Source organism: Paracoccus mangrovi (genome assembly GCF_042648425.1).
Lineage (GTDB): Bacteria > Pseudomonadota > Alphaproteobacteria > Rhodobacterales > Rhodobacteraceae > Paracoccus > Paracoccus mangrovi.
The window spans coordinates 22,571-39,617 of sequence record NZ_JBHRXJ010000011.1 but is presented as its reverse complement, the minus strand read 5'-3'; the positions used below and the strand labels follow the sequence as shown (position 1 = coordinate 39,617).

General features: G+C 66.0%; 15 protein-coding genes. 11 read left to right on the top strand and 4 right to left on the bottom strand.

Annotation, left to right across the window (positions count from 1 at the left end):
• Positions 1 to 85: 85 nt before the first annotated feature.
• Positions 86 to 892 (bottom strand): sugar phosphate isomerase/epimerase family protein, encoded by an 807-nt coding sequence (locus ACFOMH_RS14465; RefSeq protein WP_377745321.1) that lies wholly within the window; start codon positions 890 to 892, stop codon positions 86 to 88.
• 93 nt (positions 893 to 985) lie between these two features.
• Here ACFOMH_RS14465 and ACFOMH_RS14460 point away from each other — a divergent pair, with 93 nt between their 5' ends.
• The 6 genes from ACFOMH_RS14460 (at position 986) to ACFOMH_RS14435 (ending at position 7,955) form a co-directional block, all read left to right on the top strand.
• A complete protein-coding gene (locus tag ACFOMH_RS14460) occupies positions 986 to 1,927 on the top strand; it encodes a LysR family transcriptional regulator (protein ID WP_377745319.1) in 942 nt (313 codons plus the stop codon).
• 118 nt (positions 1,928 to 2,045) lie between these two features.
• A complete protein-coding gene (locus ACFOMH_RS14455; RefSeq protein WP_377745318.1) occupies positions 2,046 to 3,038 on the top strand; it encodes a tripartite tricarboxylate transporter substrate binding protein in 993 nt (330 codons plus the stop codon).
• 98 nt (positions 3,039 to 3,136) lie between these two features.
• On the top strand, positions 3,137 to 3,637 hold the full coding sequence (locus ACFOMH_RS14450) for a tripartite tricarboxylate transporter TctB family protein (protein ID WP_374426669.1): 501 nt from the start codon (positions 3,137 to 3,139) through the stop codon (positions 3,635 to 3,637).
• Between the two features lie 12 nt (positions 3,638 to 3,649).
• Positions 3,650 to 5,146: a tripartite tricarboxylate transporter permease gene (locus ACFOMH_RS14445; protein ID WP_374426672.1), complete on the top strand. Its 1,497-nt coding sequence runs from the start codon at positions 3,650 to 3,652 to the stop codon at positions 5,144 to 5,146.
• Between the two features lie 83 nt (positions 5,147 to 5,229).
• Complete coding sequence (locus tag ACFOMH_RS14440; RefSeq protein WP_377745315.1) at positions 5,230 to 6,075, top strand: shikimate dehydrogenase family protein; 846 nt, start codon at positions 5,230 to 5,232, stop codon at positions 6,073 to 6,075.
• A complete protein-coding gene (locus tag ACFOMH_RS14435; RefSeq protein ID WP_377745313.1) occupies positions 6,072 to 7,955 on the top strand; it encodes a bifunctional sugar phosphate isomerase/epimerase/4-hydroxyphenylpyruvate dioxygenase family protein in 1,884 nt (627 codons plus the stop codon). Before ACFOMH_RS14440 ends, ACFOMH_RS14435 begins: the two co-directional genes overlap by 4 nt.
• Positions 7,956 to 8,002: 47 nt before the next feature.
• Here the strand turns inward: ACFOMH_RS14435 and hchA are convergent, their stop codons facing one another.
• On the bottom strand, positions 8,003 to 8,866 hold the full coding sequence (hchA, locus tag ACFOMH_RS14430; RefSeq protein ID WP_377745311.1) for a glyoxalase III HchA: 864 nt from the start codon (positions 8,864 to 8,866) through the stop codon (positions 8,003 to 8,005).
• A 213-nt stretch (positions 8,867 to 9,079) separates the two neighbouring features.
• On the opposite strand from hchA, the gene ACFOMH_RS14425 reads away from it, so the two are divergent.
• From ACFOMH_RS14425 to ACFOMH_RS14410, 4 genes are all read left to right on the top strand, one after another.
• On the top strand, positions 9,080 to 10,093 hold the full coding sequence (locus tag ACFOMH_RS14425; RefSeq protein WP_377745309.1) for a sugar-binding transcriptional regulator: 1,014 nt from the start codon (positions 9,080 to 9,082) through the stop codon (positions 10,091 to 10,093).
• Positions 10,083 to 11,069, top strand: a complete 987-nt coding sequence (deoC, locus tag ACFOMH_RS14420) for a deoxyribose-phosphate aldolase (protein ID WP_377745308.1) — start codon at positions 10,083 to 10,085, stop codon at positions 11,067 to 11,069. The genes ACFOMH_RS14425 and deoC overlap by 11 nt, the downstream gene beginning before the upstream one ends.
• 12 nt (positions 11,070 to 11,081) lie before the next feature.
• A complete protein-coding gene (locus ACFOMH_RS14415) occupies positions 11,082 to 13,442 on the top strand; it encodes an aldehyde dehydrogenase family protein (RefSeq protein WP_377745306.1) in 2,361 nt (786 codons plus the stop codon).
• Positions 13,443 to 13,522: 80 nt separating this feature from the next.
• A complete protein-coding gene (locus tag ACFOMH_RS14410) occupies positions 13,523 to 14,467 on the top strand; it encodes a helix-turn-helix domain-containing protein (RefSeq protein WP_377745304.1) in 945 nt (314 codons plus the stop codon).
• Here the strand turns inward: ACFOMH_RS14410 and ACFOMH_RS14405 are convergent.
• Positions 14,447 to 15,916: an amidase gene (locus tag ACFOMH_RS14405; protein WP_377745303.1), complete on the bottom strand. Its 1,470-nt coding sequence runs from the start codon at positions 15,914 to 15,916 to the stop codon at positions 14,447 to 14,449. The two genes, ACFOMH_RS14410 and ACFOMH_RS14405, sit on opposite strands and share 21 nt — an antisense overlap.
• A gap of 127 nt (positions 15,917 to 16,043) precedes the next feature.
• Here ACFOMH_RS14405 and ACFOMH_RS14400 point away from each other — a divergent pair, with 127 nt between their 5' ends.
• Positions 16,044 to 16,535 carry a MarR family winged helix-turn-helix transcriptional regulator gene (locus tag ACFOMH_RS14400; protein ID WP_377745302.1) on the top strand — a complete coding sequence of 164 codons (492 nt, stop codon included), beginning with the start codon at positions 16,044 to 16,046 and terminating at the stop codon, positions 16,533 to 16,535.
• On the opposite strand, the gene ACFOMH_RS14395 is transcribed toward ACFOMH_RS14400, so the two are convergent.
• Positions 16,532 to 16,975 carry a MarR family winged helix-turn-helix transcriptional regulator gene (locus tag ACFOMH_RS14395; protein WP_377745300.1) on the bottom strand — a complete coding sequence of 148 codons (444 nt, stop codon included), beginning with the start codon at positions 16,973 to 16,975 and terminating at the stop codon, positions 16,532 to 16,534. The genes ACFOMH_RS14400 and ACFOMH_RS14395 overlap by 4 nt on opposite strands.
• Between the last annotated feature and the right edge of the window lie 72 nt (positions 16,976 to 17,047).

Genomic DNA, 17,047 nt, shown 5'->3' with positions numbered 1-17,047 from the left:
GCAGCTATCCCCCTGGCTATGATCCGCGCCTGTTCGGGCATGATCCGGGGGATTGCCGGTTTTTTCAACACCAAACGGGCCGCGATCAAAGGTCGCGCAAGAGCTTTCGCGCGGCGTCGAGGGCCAGGGCCGCGGCGGCGCGGGGCCCCTTGGCCACGCTCAGCGCCGTCATCGGGATTTCCAGCGCGACGGGCATGTCGCCGGGCAGCGCGCGCAGAATCGGGACCAGCGGGATCTGACCGGCGCCGGGGGGCAGACGCTCGACCCGGCCGGCAAAGAACAGCTCGTCGGTGCTATAGGCCGTCTGAACCGGCGCATCGCACAGATGCAGGAACGGCATCCGGGGCAGGGCGCGGGCCAGATCCTCCATGCCGCTGCCCGAGCGGTTGAAATGCAGCGTATCGACCAGCACGCCCAGATCCGGGTCGCCGCTGGCCGCGATCACGTCGAGCGCGGTGGCCAGATCGGGCACCGATGTCCAAGGGAAAAATTCCAGCACCGCCTGCAAGCCATGCGCGCGACAGGCCGCCGCCATCCGGGCAAGATTGCCGGCCAGCCGCGACAGGTCGGGATCATAGGGCGCGCAAATCACCTGTCTTGCGCCAAGTTCCGCCCCGGCGGCCAGAAAACCTGCCAGCGGGCCGGGGTCGAAATCGGGATTGATGCGGACGAATTCGATATCCTGCACCCGCAATCCGGTATCCGCCAGCGCGGCGCGGGTTTCGCGCATCATCGGCGCGTTTTCCATCAGCGGATAGCCGGGGCTGTCGGGCGTGACGCGGATCAGCCGCAGCCCCACCGCATCATAGCCCAGATCGGCGGCCAGCCGGATCATCGCCGGCGGCGCAAGGTCGATGACGGTAAGATGCGCCAGCGAGATCGGGCGGGTCATGGCGTTCACGAAACTGGAATACCGATCCAATATCGGATGATGTTTCAGAAATCAAACTCTGGTCAGACGGCGCCGCTCTGCTAGCATCCCTGCATGAAGGAACTGACCCTGCGCCAGATCGAGGTGATCCGTGCCGTGATGATCACGGGCACGATTCAGGGCGCGGCCGAATTGCTGGGCGTCTCGGCGCCGGGGATCAGCCGGTTGCTCAAGCACACGGAATCGGGGCTGGGGTTGCGGCTTTTCGAACGCAAGGCCGGCGTCTTCGTGCCCGCGCATGAGGCCCGCGCGATCTTTGCCATGCTCAATCAGGTGCATCGCCAGATCGAAAACCTCAACAGCGCCGTCACGGCGCTGCGCAAGGGCGAAGAGGTGACGCTGGCCTTTGCCTCGGCGCCGTCCATCGCGCAATTCATCGCCGCGCGCGCGATCCGTGCGATCCGCCAGCGCTTTCCCGATCTGATGATCGATCTCAACATCCTCAAGATCGAGGAAACGCTGGACTATCTGTTGCTGGAACAGGGCGAGGTCGTGTTCATGAGCTCGGCCCTGGATAATCCGGCGGTCGAGAACCTGCCGCTGGTCACCGGCCGCATCGTCGCCATCGTCCCCGAGGGGCATCCGCTGGCCGCACAGCGCGACGTGTCGGTCCATGAGCTCGTGGGCTATCCCTTTATCGGCATGGATCCCAGCGACCCCTATGGCGCGATTCTGGCGCGGGCCTTTTCCGATCAGGGGTTGGTGCCGCGCCACACCATGCGCGGCCGATTCGCCCAGACCATGGTCAGCCTGGTGCGCCACGGGCTGGGCGTCGCCGTGATCGACGAGTTTTCCGTGGCCGAGGTCTATATGCCCGGTCTGGTCCGCCTGCCGCTGCGCGAAAGCGCCAGCATCACCGCCTATGCGGTGCTGAAAAAAGGCCGCCAGATCACAAGTTTCGCGGAATTTGCCATTGACCGGTTCCGCCGCGAACTGGCCGCCGCGACCGCCCGCCAGAATTGGGATGCTGATCGTTTGCTTCAGGGCAAGAATTAACATCATGTTAATTATCGGATCAGATCAGTATTTGCAGTTAAGACGTCATTCGACGATCTTGTCACCCACAGGCCCCGGCCGAGGAACCGGGCCACAGATATAACCGGGAGGGAGTTTCATGCTTAAATCCGTATTTGGCGCGGTGGTCGCGCTGGGTCTGGCAACCGTGCCGGCGCTGGCCGAATATCCTGAAAAGGACATTCAGGGCATTATCCAATGGGGCGCGGGCGGTTCGACCGACACCGTCGCGCGCTCGGTCACGCCCCATGCCGAGGAAGTGCTGGGCGGCAAGGTGATCTTGCAAAACGTCACCGGCGGCGTCGGCGCCATCGGTCTTGCCCAGGCGGAACGGGCCGATGCCGATGGCTATACGTTGCTTTACGGGGCGGAAAACCCGCTGCTTTACAAGGTGATGCAGCTTGGCAAAAAGGACTATTCCGATTTCGTGCCGGTGAACGTGCTGGCGCGCGGTATTCCGATCCTGGTCGCGCGTCCCGATGCGCCCTTCGACACCTTTCCCGAGATGATCGAATACATCAAGGCGAACCCGAAATCGGTCAAGTTCGGCTCGACCGGGCCGGGCGGCCTGCCTTCGGTCGTATCCACCATGATCCAGTCCAAAGCGCCGATCGAGGTGACCTTTGTACCCTATGACGGCGATGGCCCGGCGCTGACCGCGTTGCAGGGCGGCGCCATCGACGTGATGCCGGCGGTTCTGGGCGCGGCGCTGGAATCGATCAAGGGCGGCAAGATGAAGCCCATCGCGATTTTCGACACCGAGGCGGTGCCGCAATTGCCCGACACCAAGACCGTGATCGACACGAACCCGGAATTTGCCGATCTGCTGCCCTGGGGTCCGTTCTTTGGCGTCTTTGTCAAGAAAGGCACCCCCGACGACGTGGTGGCCAAGCTGACCGAGGCCTTTGCCGCCGGCGCCAAGAACGAGGATTTCGTCAAGCTGATGGACGGGCGCGGCTACAAGATGCTGTCGCTGTCGGGTGCCGATGCGCAGAAATTCCTGGACGAATGGCAGGCCAAGACCTCGTGGCTGATCTGGGAAGGCGGCATCGCCAAGAAATCCCCCGAGGAATTCGGCATCGCCAAGCCCTGATCCCCGGATGACGTGAACCGAAAAGGCGCCGCCCCCGTATCGTTCTGCATCAGGGGCGGCGCCGCCATTTTCGCACCATGACCAAGGGAGGTCCCGCGATGCAGACGACACCCACACGGCGCCCCGGCGAACTTGCGTTCAACCTGTTCCTGTTTCTGGCCAGCCTGTTCCTGTTCTGGTCGGCCTACGGCATTTCCGGTTTCGAGGCGCTGTCCTCGCCCGGCGTGGTGCCGATGGCGACGACCTTCGTGATGATCTATTCCTCGGGCACCATCCTGTGGGAGGTGCTGCGCAAGAAACCCGGCACCACCGAGACGCTGACCGGCAATATCATCCCGATGCCGATCATCGTGACCATCGTCATGGTGGCGCTTTACGCGGTCGCGTTGCAACCTTTGGGCTTTATCCCGACCTCGATCCTGTTTTTGCTGGTGATGGTCCGTTACCTGTCGGGGCGCGGCTGGGGCTTTTGCCTGGGCGTGTCGGTGGGCACGGTGGCGCTGATCTATCTGATTTTCCGGCTGATCTTTGCCGTGCTGATGCCGCAGGGCATCGTCCCCGAGGGCGAGATCATCGCCTGGCTGTCATCCCTGTTCTGAGCCGAGGCCATCATGAGCATTCTTGCAGATTTCCTGATGCCGGTGACCGATCTCAAGCTTTTGGGTCTGGTCGCGGTCGGCACATTTGCCGGCATCTATGTCGGCGCCATTCCGGGGCTTTCGGTCACCATGGCCGTTTCGATCCTGATTTCATTCACCTTTTCATGGGATGTCTATCCGGCGCTGGCCCTGATGATCGGCATCTATATGGGGGGTGTCTATGGCGGTTCGCGCACGGCGATCCTGTTGAACATCCCCGGCGCGCCCTCGGCCATCGCCACCGCCCTGGACGGCTTTCCATTGGCCCAGCAGGGGCGCGCGGGCGAGGCGATCGGCATCGTCACGGTCGTCTCGTTCATCGGCGGGTTCATCGGCATCCTTGCGCTGGCGCTGTTTGCGCCGTCGCTTTCGGATTTCGCCATCCGCTTTCAGCCGCGCGATTTCATGCTGCTTGCGATCATGGGGATCCTGCTGGTCGGGTCGCTTTCGGGCGAAAGCCTGATCAAGGGGGTGTTTTCCGGCGCGCTTGGCATCGCCATCGGCGCGGTGGGGATGGATCCGCTGACCGTGCAGGACCGCTTTGTCTTTGAAATCGACGCGCTGCGGGGCGGGGTTTCCTTTGTGGCGGTGATGATCGGCATGTTCGGCGTGGCCGAGGCGCTGGCCCAGTTGCACAGCGTCAACACGCCCGCCGTCAAGCAAAAGATCACCGGCATCATCCCGTCATGGTCGCGGGTCCGCAAGCATCTGCCGCTGGGCCTGCAAACCTCGACCATCGGCACGGTGGTCGGCGCGCTGCCCGGCACCGGCGGCGATATCGCGGCGCTGATGGCCTATGACTATGCCAAGCGCACCACCCGCAATCCCGAAACCCCCTTTGGCAAGGGCGCGGTCGAGGGGCTGGTTGCGCCCGAGACCGCCAACAATGCCGCCGTCGGCGGGGCCTTTATCCCGATGATGACGCTGGGCATTCCGGGGGATGCGGTGACCGCGATCATGATCGGGGCGCTGTTCATTCACGGGCTGAATCCCGGGCCGATGCTGATGGTCGAACAGCCGCATATGTTCTGGTTCATTGTCGGCTCGCTGATGCTGGCCAATATCTTCATGCTGATCTTTGGGCTGACCGGGATCCGGCTTTTCGTGAAAATCGTCGAGCTGCCGCGCACCGTGCTGTTGCCGGTCATTCTGGTCCTGTCTATCGTCGGCGCCTATGCGGTCAACAACAGCCTGACGGATGTCTATTGGATGCTGGGCTTTGGCGTCTTTGGCTATTTCATGAAGGAATACGGCTATCCCCTGGGTCCGGTCATTCTGGGTGTGATCCTCAGCCGGCTTCTGGATGACAACTGGCGCCGGGCGATCATCTCGGAACAGGAAAGCCTGGGCGGGCTGATGCGGGGCATCGTGACCAGCCCGCTGTCGCTGTGCCTGTTTCTGGCGGTCTGTCTGATCATCCTGTCGAATACGCCGGTCTGGCGGATGATCCGCCGCCGCAAGCCGGCCTGAGCCATGTCCCGGGCCCGTGGCGCCGGCGCTTTGGGCGCGGCGCTTCCGGGCCGGGGCGCAACCTCTTCGGAAAGGTAATCCGCATGACTGCCGATATTCGTCTTGGCCTGATCGGGGACAATATCCTTGCCTCGCAATCGCCGCGCCTGCACCGTCTGGCGGGATCGCAGAACGGTGTCCGCGTGACCTATGACCGGCTGATCCCGGCCCGGATGCAGATGCCATTCGACGCGCTGTTCGCCCATGTCGCCGAGGCGGGTTACCGCGCGGTGAATGTCACCTATCCCTATAAGGAACGCGCGGCGGCCAAGGTCACCGTGGACGATCCGCTGGTGCGGGCCATCGGGGCGGTCAATACCGTCATTTTCGATGCCGGTGGGCCGCACGGGTTCAATACCGATCATTCGGGGTTCATCCTGGCCTATCGCTGGGTGCGGGGCGAACAGCCGCCGGGGCCGGTGCTGATGATCGGCGCGGGCGGTGTCGGCAAGGCCATCGCCTTTGGTCTGATCGCGCTTGGCCTGCGCGAAATCCGCATCGCCGACCGCGACCTGCCCAAGGCACAGGCGCTGGCCGATGCGCTGCGCGCCGCGCGCCCGGATCTTGTCACCCGCACCGGCACCGATGCCGTGGGACTGGCGGCGGGGGCGGCGGGCATCGTGAACTGCACCCCTGTGGGCATGGTGGGCTATGAGGGCACGCCCCTGCCGCGCGACCGGATGCGCGGCGCGGCCTGGGCCTTTGACGCGGTCTATACGCCGGTCGATACGCAATTCCTGCAAGATGCGGCGGCCGAGGGGCTTCAGGTCATTTCCGGCTATGAGCTGTTCATCGGGCAGGGGCTGGATTCCTGGGCGCTGTTCACCGGCCTGCCGCTGGATGAGGCGCGGCTGCGCCGGGATCTTGCCGATGGAAAGGATACGGAATGAAAACCTCGATCGCGACCGTATCCCTGTCGGGCAATCTGACCGGCAAGCTTGCCGCCATCGCGGGGGCGGGCTTTGACGGGATCGAGATTTTCGAACAGGATTTCATCGCATCCGATCACAGCCCCGCCGAGGTCGGCCAGATGGTGCGCGATCACGGGCTGGAAATCACCCTGTTCCAGCCGTTTCGCGATTTCGAGGGCCTGCCCGAACCTTATCGTGCCCGCGCCTTTGCCCGCGCCGCCCGCAAATTCGAGCTGATGAATCAGCTGGGCACCGATCTGATGCTGGTCTGTTCCTCGACGCATCCGGCGGCGATGGGCGGCATCGACCGCATGGCCCAGGATTTCCGCGATCTGGGCGATCTGGCCGCGCGCTATGATGTCCGCGTCGGGTTCGAGGCGCTGTGCTGGGGCCGTTTCGTCAACGACCACCGCGATGCGTGGGAGGTGGTGCGCCGCGCCGATCATCCCCATGTCGGGCTGATCCTCGACAGCTTTCACACGCTGGCGCGGCGGATCGACCCTGACACGATCCGCGCCATTCCCGGCGACCGGATCTTTTTCGTCCAGCTGGCCGATGCGCCGGCCATCGACATGGACCTGCTCTATTGGTCGCGGCATTTCCGCAATATGCCGGGCGAGGGGGATCTGGACGTCACCCGCTTCATGCGCGCCATCCTTGCCACCGGCTATGCGGGGCCGCTGAGCCTGGAAATTTTCAACGATCAGTTCCGCTCGGGCCTGCCGCGTCTGGTGGCGCAGGACGGTCATCGCAGCCTGATCGGCGTTCTGGACCGGGCGCGGCGCGCCGAACCGGCGCTGTCGGTCGATCTGCCGCCCTTTCCGGCCCCGGCCCCGGTCGAACAGGTCGAATTCATCGAATTCGCCACCAGCCAGACCGATGCCGGCGATCTTGAGACGCTGTTGCGCAGCGCCGGGTTCGAACCGGCGGGGCGGCATGTGTCGAAACCGGTCAGCCTGTGGCGGCAGGGCGGCGCCAATCTGTTGGTCAATACCGACAGCACCGGATTTGCCCATACCTCTTATGTCGCGCATGGCACCACGGTGTCGGAAATCGGGCTGCGGGTCGCCGACGCGCAGGCCGGTCATGATCGCGGTGTCGCGCTTATGGCGCAGTCGCATCAACAGGACGCCGGCGCGGGCGAGCTGGCCATCCCCGCCATTCGCGGCATCGGCGGCAGCGTGATCCGGTTTCTCGACAGCGCATCCGATCTGGGCAATATCTGGGAGGTGGATTTCCGCCTGTCCGGTCCCGGTCCGTTCCCCGGCGCGGGCATCACCGGCATCGACCATATCGCCCAGACCATGGCCTATGACGAAATGCTTAGCGCGTCGCTGTTCTATACCGAAATCTTTGACGCCCAAAAGGCGCCGATGGTCGATGTGATCGACCCCGACGGGCTGGTGCGCAGTCAGGCGGTGCGGACCGGCCGGATGCGGGTCACGCTGAACGGGGCCGAAACCCGCCGCACGCTGGCCGGGCGTTTCATCGAAGAAAGCCTTGGCGCCTCGGTCCAGCATATCGCCTTCGCCAGCGACGACCTTTTTGTGACGGCGCGGGCGCTTGCGGCGCGGGGCTTTCCGATCCTGCGCATCGGGGCGAATTACTATGCCGATGTCGAGGCGCGCTTTGGCCTTGACCCGGCGCTGACCGAACGCATGCGCGCCGCCAATATCATGTATGACGAGGATGCCGGCGGGCAGTTCTTTCAGCTTTATTCCCTGGCCCGCCCGGACGGTTTCTTCTTTGAGGTCGTCCAGCGTCAGGGGAATTACGCCGGCTATGGCGCGCCGAACGCGCCGTTCCGCATCGCCGCGCAAAAGCGCACGGCGCGGCCGGCGGGGATGCCGCGCCACTGAAAAGGGGCGGCCCGATGCGGCCGCCCCCCATGTCTTGGCCCCGTACCTTAGCCCGGGTAATCGGCCAAAAGCGCCTCGGCCGCCAGCCGCCCCAGCGCGTTCGAGGCAAGCGGGCTGTCCCCGGTCAACAGCTTGCGGTCGCGATGGACCTGGCCGGTGATGCCGGTGTTGAGCACCCGCACCCCCAGCTTTTCCAGCGATTCCGCCAAAAGCCAGCGCAGGTGACCGGGGATATAGCCGATATCGACATTCGCCCCCTCGTCCAACGCATCGGGAAAGACCACGATTTCATAGCCGTTAAAGGGATAGCTGGCCCCGCCCGCCGCCGCCGGTGCCAGCAGGCAGGCAGGCCCGTGGCAGAGCGTGACGATATAGCGGTCGTTTTCCAGGGCCCAGTTCAGCGCCCGCGCCATATCCGCGCTTTCGGGGATATCGTTCAGCGCGCCGTGCCCGCCCGGCACCAGCACGGCGGCATAATCGTCCATCGGTCCGGCCAGCACATCGGCCAGCTTTTTCGGGTCGCGGAACCGGGGCAGATAGCGCTGATAGAATGCCGCGACGGCCTCATCCTCGGCGGGCATTGCCCAGAACTCGAACTTGACCGGATTGCCCGACAGGGTCGCGACCTCGATGTCAAAGCCGGCGGCGTCCAGATGCATCATCGGCAGCATGGTTTCGACCGGGTGATTGCCGCTGGAAAACAGCTTGCCGCCCCGGGTCGGGACATAGCGTTCGTCGGTGGCGACCATCAGGATCTTTTTGCCGCCCTTATGCGGGGCGGGGTAATGCGCGCCGTCGAAATCGGTCTTGGGCGGAATGTATTGCGACAGCGAATAGGGCGAGGGGAACCAGGCATCATATTCCGCCGGATCGCGGGTCGGTTCGCGGCTCAGCTCGTCGGCTTTGGTCATTTTGCGCATCCTTTCTGGACAATGAGCAAACGGTTCAGAACAGGGTAAGTATCGCCCCGCCGCAAAACAAGCGGCGGCGCGGATCGGCATGTCGGGCAGGGTCCCACATATGTGAAGACACACCACGAATGTGAAATCATCTTGCCGGAGAGCCGCAACCCGCGTATCACATCCGTGACATGCCGACACATTTTCAAATATTGGCGCGCCCCGATGGCTGAACCTGCCGAACGCGGCGCAAGCCGCCTGCCCATGGATGAAAGCCGCGAGCATCTGATGGTGCGGATCGCGCGCATGACCTATCAACAGGACCGGACCCTGACCCAGATCGCGGCGGAAACCGGGCTCAACCGCTGGCAGGTCAGCCGCCTTTTGGCCGAGGCGCGCGATCAGGGCATCGTCCGCATCGAAATCGTCCCCCGCACCCTGCGCCACCCGGATCTGGAATCGCGCCTGAGCCGCCGGTTCGGCCTGCGCGATGCGGTGGTGGTGCCGGGACCGGCGGGATCCGATGCGGCGGGACATGACGCCGCGGGGCAGGGCGGCGAAAGCGTGGCGCAGGCGGCGGCGCAATATCTGGCGGCGATGCGTCCCTTGCCGGCGCTGATCGGGGTGTCCTGGGGGCGGACCATGGCGGCGGTGGCGCATTGGCTTGCGCCGGACTGGGCCGAGGGCGTCACCGTGGTCCAGATCAACGGCACCGTCGCCCCCGCGCCGGGCGCCGCCCACCGCTATGACGTGGCCGAGACCTTTGCCCGCAAGGGGCCGGGCCGGATGATCCCGTTGCCGGTGCCCGCGATTGTCGGCGCAAGTCTCACGCGCGAGGTGCTGGAACAGGACCGCATCGTTGCCGATGTGCTGGCGCTGGCGCGTGCCGCGCCGGTGCTGGTCTTTTCGCTGGGCGCGGCGGGGCCGGATTCGGCGCTTTTGCATTCCGGCAATGTGACCGATGCCGAAATGGCCGCGCTGTTGCGGGCCGGGGCCGTGGGCGATGTGCTGGGCCGGTTCATCGACCGTGATGGCCGCGTCGCCGATCCGGCGCTGGACGCGCGCACCATCGGCCTGAGCCTGCCCGAGCTGCGGGGGCGCGACCGCGCGATCGCTGTCGCCTCGGGCGCGGCCAAGCATGACGTGACGCTTGGCGCGCTGCGCGCCGGGCTGGTAAATATCCTTGTCACCGACGAGGCGACCGCAACTTTCGCATTGGAGCATGCCGATGACCGCTGAAACCGCCGCCATGCAGGCCGGGACAAACGACCCCCGCAACCCCGGCATGGCGCTGGACGCGGCCATGTTCGAGGGCCATCCCGTGAACCGCAGCGCGGCCGAGCGCCGCGCCGCCTCGCTGATCCAGCGGCGCAGCGTGAAAAAGGACTGGCAGGCGGCATGGCTGATCAATGCGATCCGCTGTATCGATCTGACCACGCTTGCGGGCGACGACACCGCCGAGCGTGTGCGCCGTCTTTGCGCCAAGGCGCGCCAGCCGCTTGCGCCCCATATCGTCGCGGGTCTTGGCATTGCGGAAATGGGGCTGACCACCGGCGCGGTCTGCGTCTATCCGACCATGGTCACCCATGCCGTGCGCGCCTTGCAGGGGACGGGGATCCCGGTCGCCTCGGTTGCCACCGGCTTTCCCGCCGGACTGATGCCCCTGCACCTTCGGCTTGAGGAGATCCGCTATGCCGTCGATCAGGGCGCCGATGAGATTGACATCGTCATTACCCGCGAGCACGTCCTGACCGGCAACTGGCAGGCGCTGTATGATGAGGTCGCCGCCATGCGCGCGGCTTGCGGTTCCGCGCATCTCAAGGCGATCCTTGCCACGGGCGATTTGCAGACGCTGCGCAATGTCTATGCCGCATCCATGGTGGCGATGCAGGCGGGCGCCGATTTCATCAAGACCTCGACCGGGAAAGAGGGGGTGAACGCCACCCTGCCGGTCAGTCTGGTGATGGTGCGGGCGCTGCGCGACTATCGCGACGCGACCGGCCAACGCATCGGCTTCAAGCCGGCGGGGGGCATGAAATCGGCCAAGGACGCGCTGAACTGGCAGTTTCTGATGCGCGAGGAAATGGGCCGCGACTGGCTGGACCCGCATCTGTTCCGGCTGGGCGCGTCCTCGATGCTGGGCGATATCGAGCGGCAGTTGGAACATCACGTCACCGGGCGCTATTCGTCGGCGTCGCGGCTGGCGCTGGCATAGGGGGGAACGGGCATGAACAAGATCATGGAAATTATGGACAATATGGATTACGGCCCCGCCCCCGAGGACAGCAGCATCGCCCGCGACTGGCTGGCCAAGCATCAGGACGGGTTCGGCCATTTCATCGACGGCGCCTTCACCAAACCCGCGAACCTCTTTGAGGTGATGAACCCCGCGACCGGCAAGGTGATCGCCCGCGTCTCGCAAGGTGCGGCCTCGGACGTGGACGCGGCGGTTAAGGCCGCGCGCGCGGCGCAGGGCAAATGGGCGGCGCTGCCTGGTCACGACCGGGCGCGGCATCTTTATGCGCTGGCGCGTCACATCCAGCAGCATGCCCGCCTGCTGGCGGTGCTGGAGACGCTGGATAACGGCAAGCCGATCCGCGAAAGCCGCGACATCGACATTCCGCTGGTCATCCGCCATTTCTATCACCATGCCGGCTGGGCCGAGATCATGACCGACGAATTCCCCGGCGCGCGCCCCCATGGCGTCTGCGGACAGGTGATCCCGTGGAACTTCCCCCTGCTGATGCTGGCATGGAAGGTCGCGCCCGCGCTCGCCGCCGGCAATACCGTGGTGCTGAAGCCCGCCGAATACACCCCCCTGACCGCGCTGGCCTTGGCCGAAATCGCGCGCGAGGCCGGGCTGCCCAAGGGGGTGCTGAACATCGTGACCGGCGACGGCGATACCGGCGCCGCGATTGTCGGTCATGACGGCATCGACAAGGTGGCCTTTACCGGCTCGACCGAGGTCGGGCGCATCATCCGCCGCCAGATCGCCGGATCGGGCAAGGCGCTGACGCTGGAACTGGGCGGCAAGTCACCCTTCATCGTCTTTGCCGATGCCGATCTGGACGCGGCGGTCGAGGGGGTCGTCGACTCGATCTGGTTCAACCAGGGACAGGTCTGCTGTGCCGGTTCGCGCATTCTGGTCGCGGAATCGGTGGCGGCGCGGTTCACCGAATTGCTGGCCCGGCGGATGGAAACGCTGATCGTCGGCGACCCCTTGGAAAAATCCACCGATATCGGCGCCATCGTCCATCCCGTGCAGCTGGATCGCATCCGCAGCCTGGTCGAACAGGGCCGGGCCGAGGGCGCGCAGATCCATCAGGGCAGCGCCCCCGCCGGCTGTTTCTATCCCCCGACTTTTGTGACCGAGGTCGAGCCGGCCTCGATCCTTGCCAGCGCAGAAATCTTCGGCCCGGTCGTCACCCTGACCCCGTTCCGCACGCCCGAGGATGCGGTCGCGCTGGCCAATAACACCCGCTATGGGCTGGCCGGTTCGGTCTGGTCGGAAAACATCAATCTGGCGCTGGATGTGGCGGCAAAGATCAGGGCCGGGGTCATCTGGATCAACTCGGCGAACCTGTTCGATGCGGGTGCCGGTTTCGGCGGCTATCGCGAAAGCGGTTTCGGCCGCGAAGGCGGGCGCGAGGGGATGGCCGCCTATCTGCGCCACCCCGCGCCGCGCGCGAAAAAGCCCGAGGCCGCGCTGCCCGCGCCGGTTGCGACCCCCGCCGAACAGATGGCGGCGGGCACCATCGACCGCACGGCCAAACTTTATGTCGGCGGCAAACAGGCACGCCCCGACAGCGGCTATTCCTATGCCGTTCCGGGCACCAAAGAGGCAGTCGGTCTGGCGGGTCTGGGTAATCGCAAGGACATCCGCAATGCTGTCGAGGCCGCGCATAAGGCCGCCGGCTGGGGCGCGCAGACCGGGCATAACCGCGCGCAGGTGCTCTATTATCTGGCCGAGAACCTTTCGGCCCGCGCGGCCGAGTTCACCGAACGGCTGCGCAGCTTTGGTCAGGGCAAGTCCGCCGCCCAGACCGAGGTCGAGACCGCGATACGCCGCATTTTCTGGTATGCCGCGCAGGCCGACAAGTTCGACGGCGCCGTGCATCAGACGAAATCGGCGCATGTGACGCTGGCCATGCACGAACCGCTTGGCGTGATGGGCATTGCCTGCCCGGTCGCTTATCCGCTTTTGGGTTTCGTGTCGCTGGTGCTGCCGGCGATCGCCATGGGGAACCGGGTGGTGGCGGTGCCCTCGCAGACGCATCCCTTGGCCGCGACCGATCTTTATCAGGTGATCGACACCTCGGACGTGCCGGGCGGCGTCATCAATATCGTCACCGGCGAGCGCGATCCGCTTGCGAAAACGTTGGCCGAACATGACGACGTGGACGCGCTTTGGTATTTCGGCACGGATGCAGGCGCCGCGATGGTCGAGGCGGCATCGGCCGGCAATCTGAAACAGACCTGGTGCGAGGATGGCGCCGCCCGCGACTGGGCCGGCGCCGAGGGGCAGGGCCGGTCCTTCCTGACCCGCGCCACGCAGGTCAAGAATATCTGGGTGCCCTACGGCGAATGATCCGGCGCGCCGTGCCTTTCCTCAATCCGCAAGATCGCCTTATTCTGCGGTGGTGATCGGGATCGGAAAGGGGCGGCGACATGACCGGGATGCTGTTCGACGCCGATGGCTGGCGCGCTGCGCAGGCGGCGCTGGCCGTCGATCTGGCGGCGGCGGCACAGGCGCTGGGGCGGCTGGATCAGGTTGTGGCGGAGATGGTCCCGGCGGATCGGGCCGGCGCGATCCTGCGCCTGGCGCTGATCGAGACCGAGGCGATGCTTTGGGCGCAGGGCCGCCCCCTGCGCCGCGAAGAGATCGGCCGCGACCTGATGGAGGCCCGCGCCGGGGCCGATCTTGAGGCGATGCGTATCGCGCGCTGGGGCCTGCGCCGGCTTGAGGGACAGGGCGATCCCGCCGATCTGCGCGGCTTTCTGGCGCTGTACCGGACCGGGATCGGCGGGTTGGGTGAGCCTTTGGCGGCGCGGCCGACCGGCGATGATTTCGACGCGGCAAGCGGCGAATTCCGGGTGCTGATCGCGCGGCTGGAGGGCGTGATCCCCATCGCCCGCGCCCCGGCGGCGCGCAGCGCCTGGCGGCTTTGCGGGCTTTCCGCGCCCGAGGCGCTGAGCGAATCGGCCTGTTGGACCGCGCGCGACATGGCCACGGGCTGTGAGGCGCTGTCTTTTGTGCCGCTTGGGCGGCATGGGCGCGGGGTCTGGATCGATGGCGGCCCGCCCGGCGACCGGCTGCGCCGGCATCTGTCCGCGGTGATCCATGGCACGACCGAGGCGCGGCAGGAACTGGCGCGGCTGGCCGATTGGCGGGCGCGCGCCATGCAGGCCACGGCCCGGATCAAGGGCGACAATCCCGCCCGCGTCATCGCCGAACTGGCCGCCCATCCCCTGTTGAGCGCGGCCATGATCGAGGGCCGCGCCGGGATCAGCCGCGACACCGCCGAACGCCTGCTGGCGCGGCTGCGCGATCTGGGCCTTGCGCGCGAGGTGACCGGCGGGCGGCGCTTTCGGCTATGGGCGGCGGCGGGCTAGGGGCGGTTTCATCGCCGTGAAGGGTTGCGCCAGATCATAGGCATGGCCCAGGTCCAGCAGCGCGCGATCCCGGCCCGGCGCGGCGATGATCTGCAAACCCATGGGCAGGCCCGCCTGCGGACCCTCGGGGCCGAAACCCGAAGGCACGGCCAGCGCCGGCGCCCCGGCAAGGGTGGCGGGAATGACCACCTCCATCCAGCGGTGATAGCTGTCCATGGCACGGCCCGCGATTTCGGCCGGCCAGTGCAGATCCGCGTCAAAGGGAAAGATCTGGGCGCTTGGCAGCACCAGATAGTCATAGCGTTCAAAGAGCCCCAGCAGCGTCTGATACCAGGCCGAGCGCGTGGTCGAGGCGGCATAGATCTGTGACCCGGTCAGCGCGCGGCCGGTTTCGATTTCCCAGATCGCCTCGGGCTTCAACAGGTTGCGGGCGCGCGGTTCGTCGTAAAGCGCGCCCAGGCTGCCCGAGACCATGAACGCGCGCAGCACCACCCAGGCCCGCCACAGCCGGTCCATGTCAAAGCCCGTGCGCGCCGGTTCGACATGGCATCCCAGTTCGGTCAGGATCGCCAGCCCCTGCGCACAGGTGTCCAGAACCCCCGCGCCCATGGGCAGATGCCCGTCCAGATCGCCCAGCCAGCCGATGCGCGCACCCGCGACATCGCGCCCGAGCGGCGCGGCGAAGGCCGTGCCATCGCCCGCAAGCGACAGCGGTGCGCGGGGGTCATGCCCGGCCTCGACCGAAAGCAGCATCGCCAGATCGGCGACATTGCGCGCCATCGGTCCCTCGGTGCTGAGCTGGTTGAAAAACAGTTCCGGCTGCGGCGCCATCGGCACCAGCCCGGCGCTGGGACGCAGCCCATAGACATTGTTCCAGCCGGCCGGATTGCGCAGCGATCCCATCATGTCGCTGCCATCGGCGACGGGCAGCATGTCGAGCGCCAGCGCGACCGCCGCCCCGCCCGAGCTGCCGCCGGCGCTGCAGCTTTGGTCCCAGGCGTTCCGGGTGGTGCCGAACAGCGCGTTATAGGTGTGCGAGCCAAGCCCGAATTCCGGGGTATTGGTCTTGCCGATCAGGATGGCGCCGGCGGCGCGCATGCGTTCGACCAGCACCGAATCGGCCGGCGGCAGATGTTTTTGCAGGCCGCGAAAGCCCTTGGTCGTGGGCAGATCGCGCGTCGCGGTCAGGTCCTTGGGCGCCTGTGGCAGGCCATGCAGCCAGCCGCGCGGGCGTCCGGCCGCGATCTCGGCATCGGCGCGGGCGGCCTCGGCCAGCAATTGCGCGCGCGGCCGGATCGAGACGATCGCGTTGACTTCGGGGTTCAGGGCCTCGATCCGGTCCAGATAGGCGGCCATGACCTCGACGCAGGACAGCGTTCGGGCATGGATCGCCGCGCTGAGGTCGCGGGCGGACAGGGCGGTGATGGCGGTTTCTGCGGGCTGGGTCATGCGCTTAGCCTAGCATGCGGGCTGCGACGAAATCGACCGGCTTTGCGCCCGGGCTTGATCTTGGCGCCGGATCGGGGTCAATTGTTGCAATCGAAACGTATTTTCGACATTTTCCCCCGGGTGGGCCATGCGTCTTGAAACCTTTTTCCCCTATCGTCTGGCCGTGGTGGCCGAGGCGTTTTCGCGCCAGCTCGTCGCCGTCTATGGCCGCGAGCACGGCTTTTCGCGCGAGGAATGGCGGCTTCTGTTTCTTTTGGAAGAGGCGGGAACGCTGGATTCGCTGCAATTGTCGCAGCGCACATCGCTGGACAAGGTTCAGGTCAGCCGCGCCGCCACCCGGCTTGAGGAAAAAGGGCTGATCACGCGTGAGGTGCTGGGTTCGGACCGGCGGCTGCGCAATTACGCGATCACCGCGCGCGGCGAGGCGCTGTTTCGTCTTGCCTTTACCGAGGTCGAGGCGCGGGCCGAGGAAGTGCTTGCCGCCATGTCGGCCCGCGACCGCGCCGCGCTGGAACGCGGGGTCGCCGCGCTGGATCAGGCCATCGCACAGGTGACCCAGCCCGAATCCGGCCATGGCGCGCAATTCCCCCGGCCGGGCCGCGTCGATCAGGGCGGCTAGTTTCGCGCCGGGCTTTCGGGTTCCGCAGTGATCAGCCGGCTCAGCGCGCGTTCCAGTGCCGGCCCGTCATCGCCCAGTTCCTGTGCCAGCCGGGCCTGAAAATCCCGGGCGATGCGGCCCAGCCGGCGCATCAGCGCCTGTCCCGAGGGCGTCAGTTCCAGCACGATCAGCCGGCGGTCTGTCCGATGTTCGGATTTGCGAAGCAAACCTGCCTCTTCAAGACGGGTGGCGGCGCGGCTGACCACGGATTTGTCCAGATGCACCCGCAGGTGGATGTCGCGCACGCTGACCGCGCCCGAGCGGTCCAGATGCGCCAGCACGCGCCATTCGGGGATGCTGAGCCCGGCCTCGGCCCCGTAAAGCGCGGCGAAACGGCGGCTGATCTGGGTGGCCGCCACGCTGAGCCGATAGGGCAGGAACCCGTCCAGTTCGAAGGGCATGGATATGTCTCCTTTTCAGGGGAGATCACCAAAAAACCGTTGCGGGGACAACAAGAATTGCGGCCCGTGTCG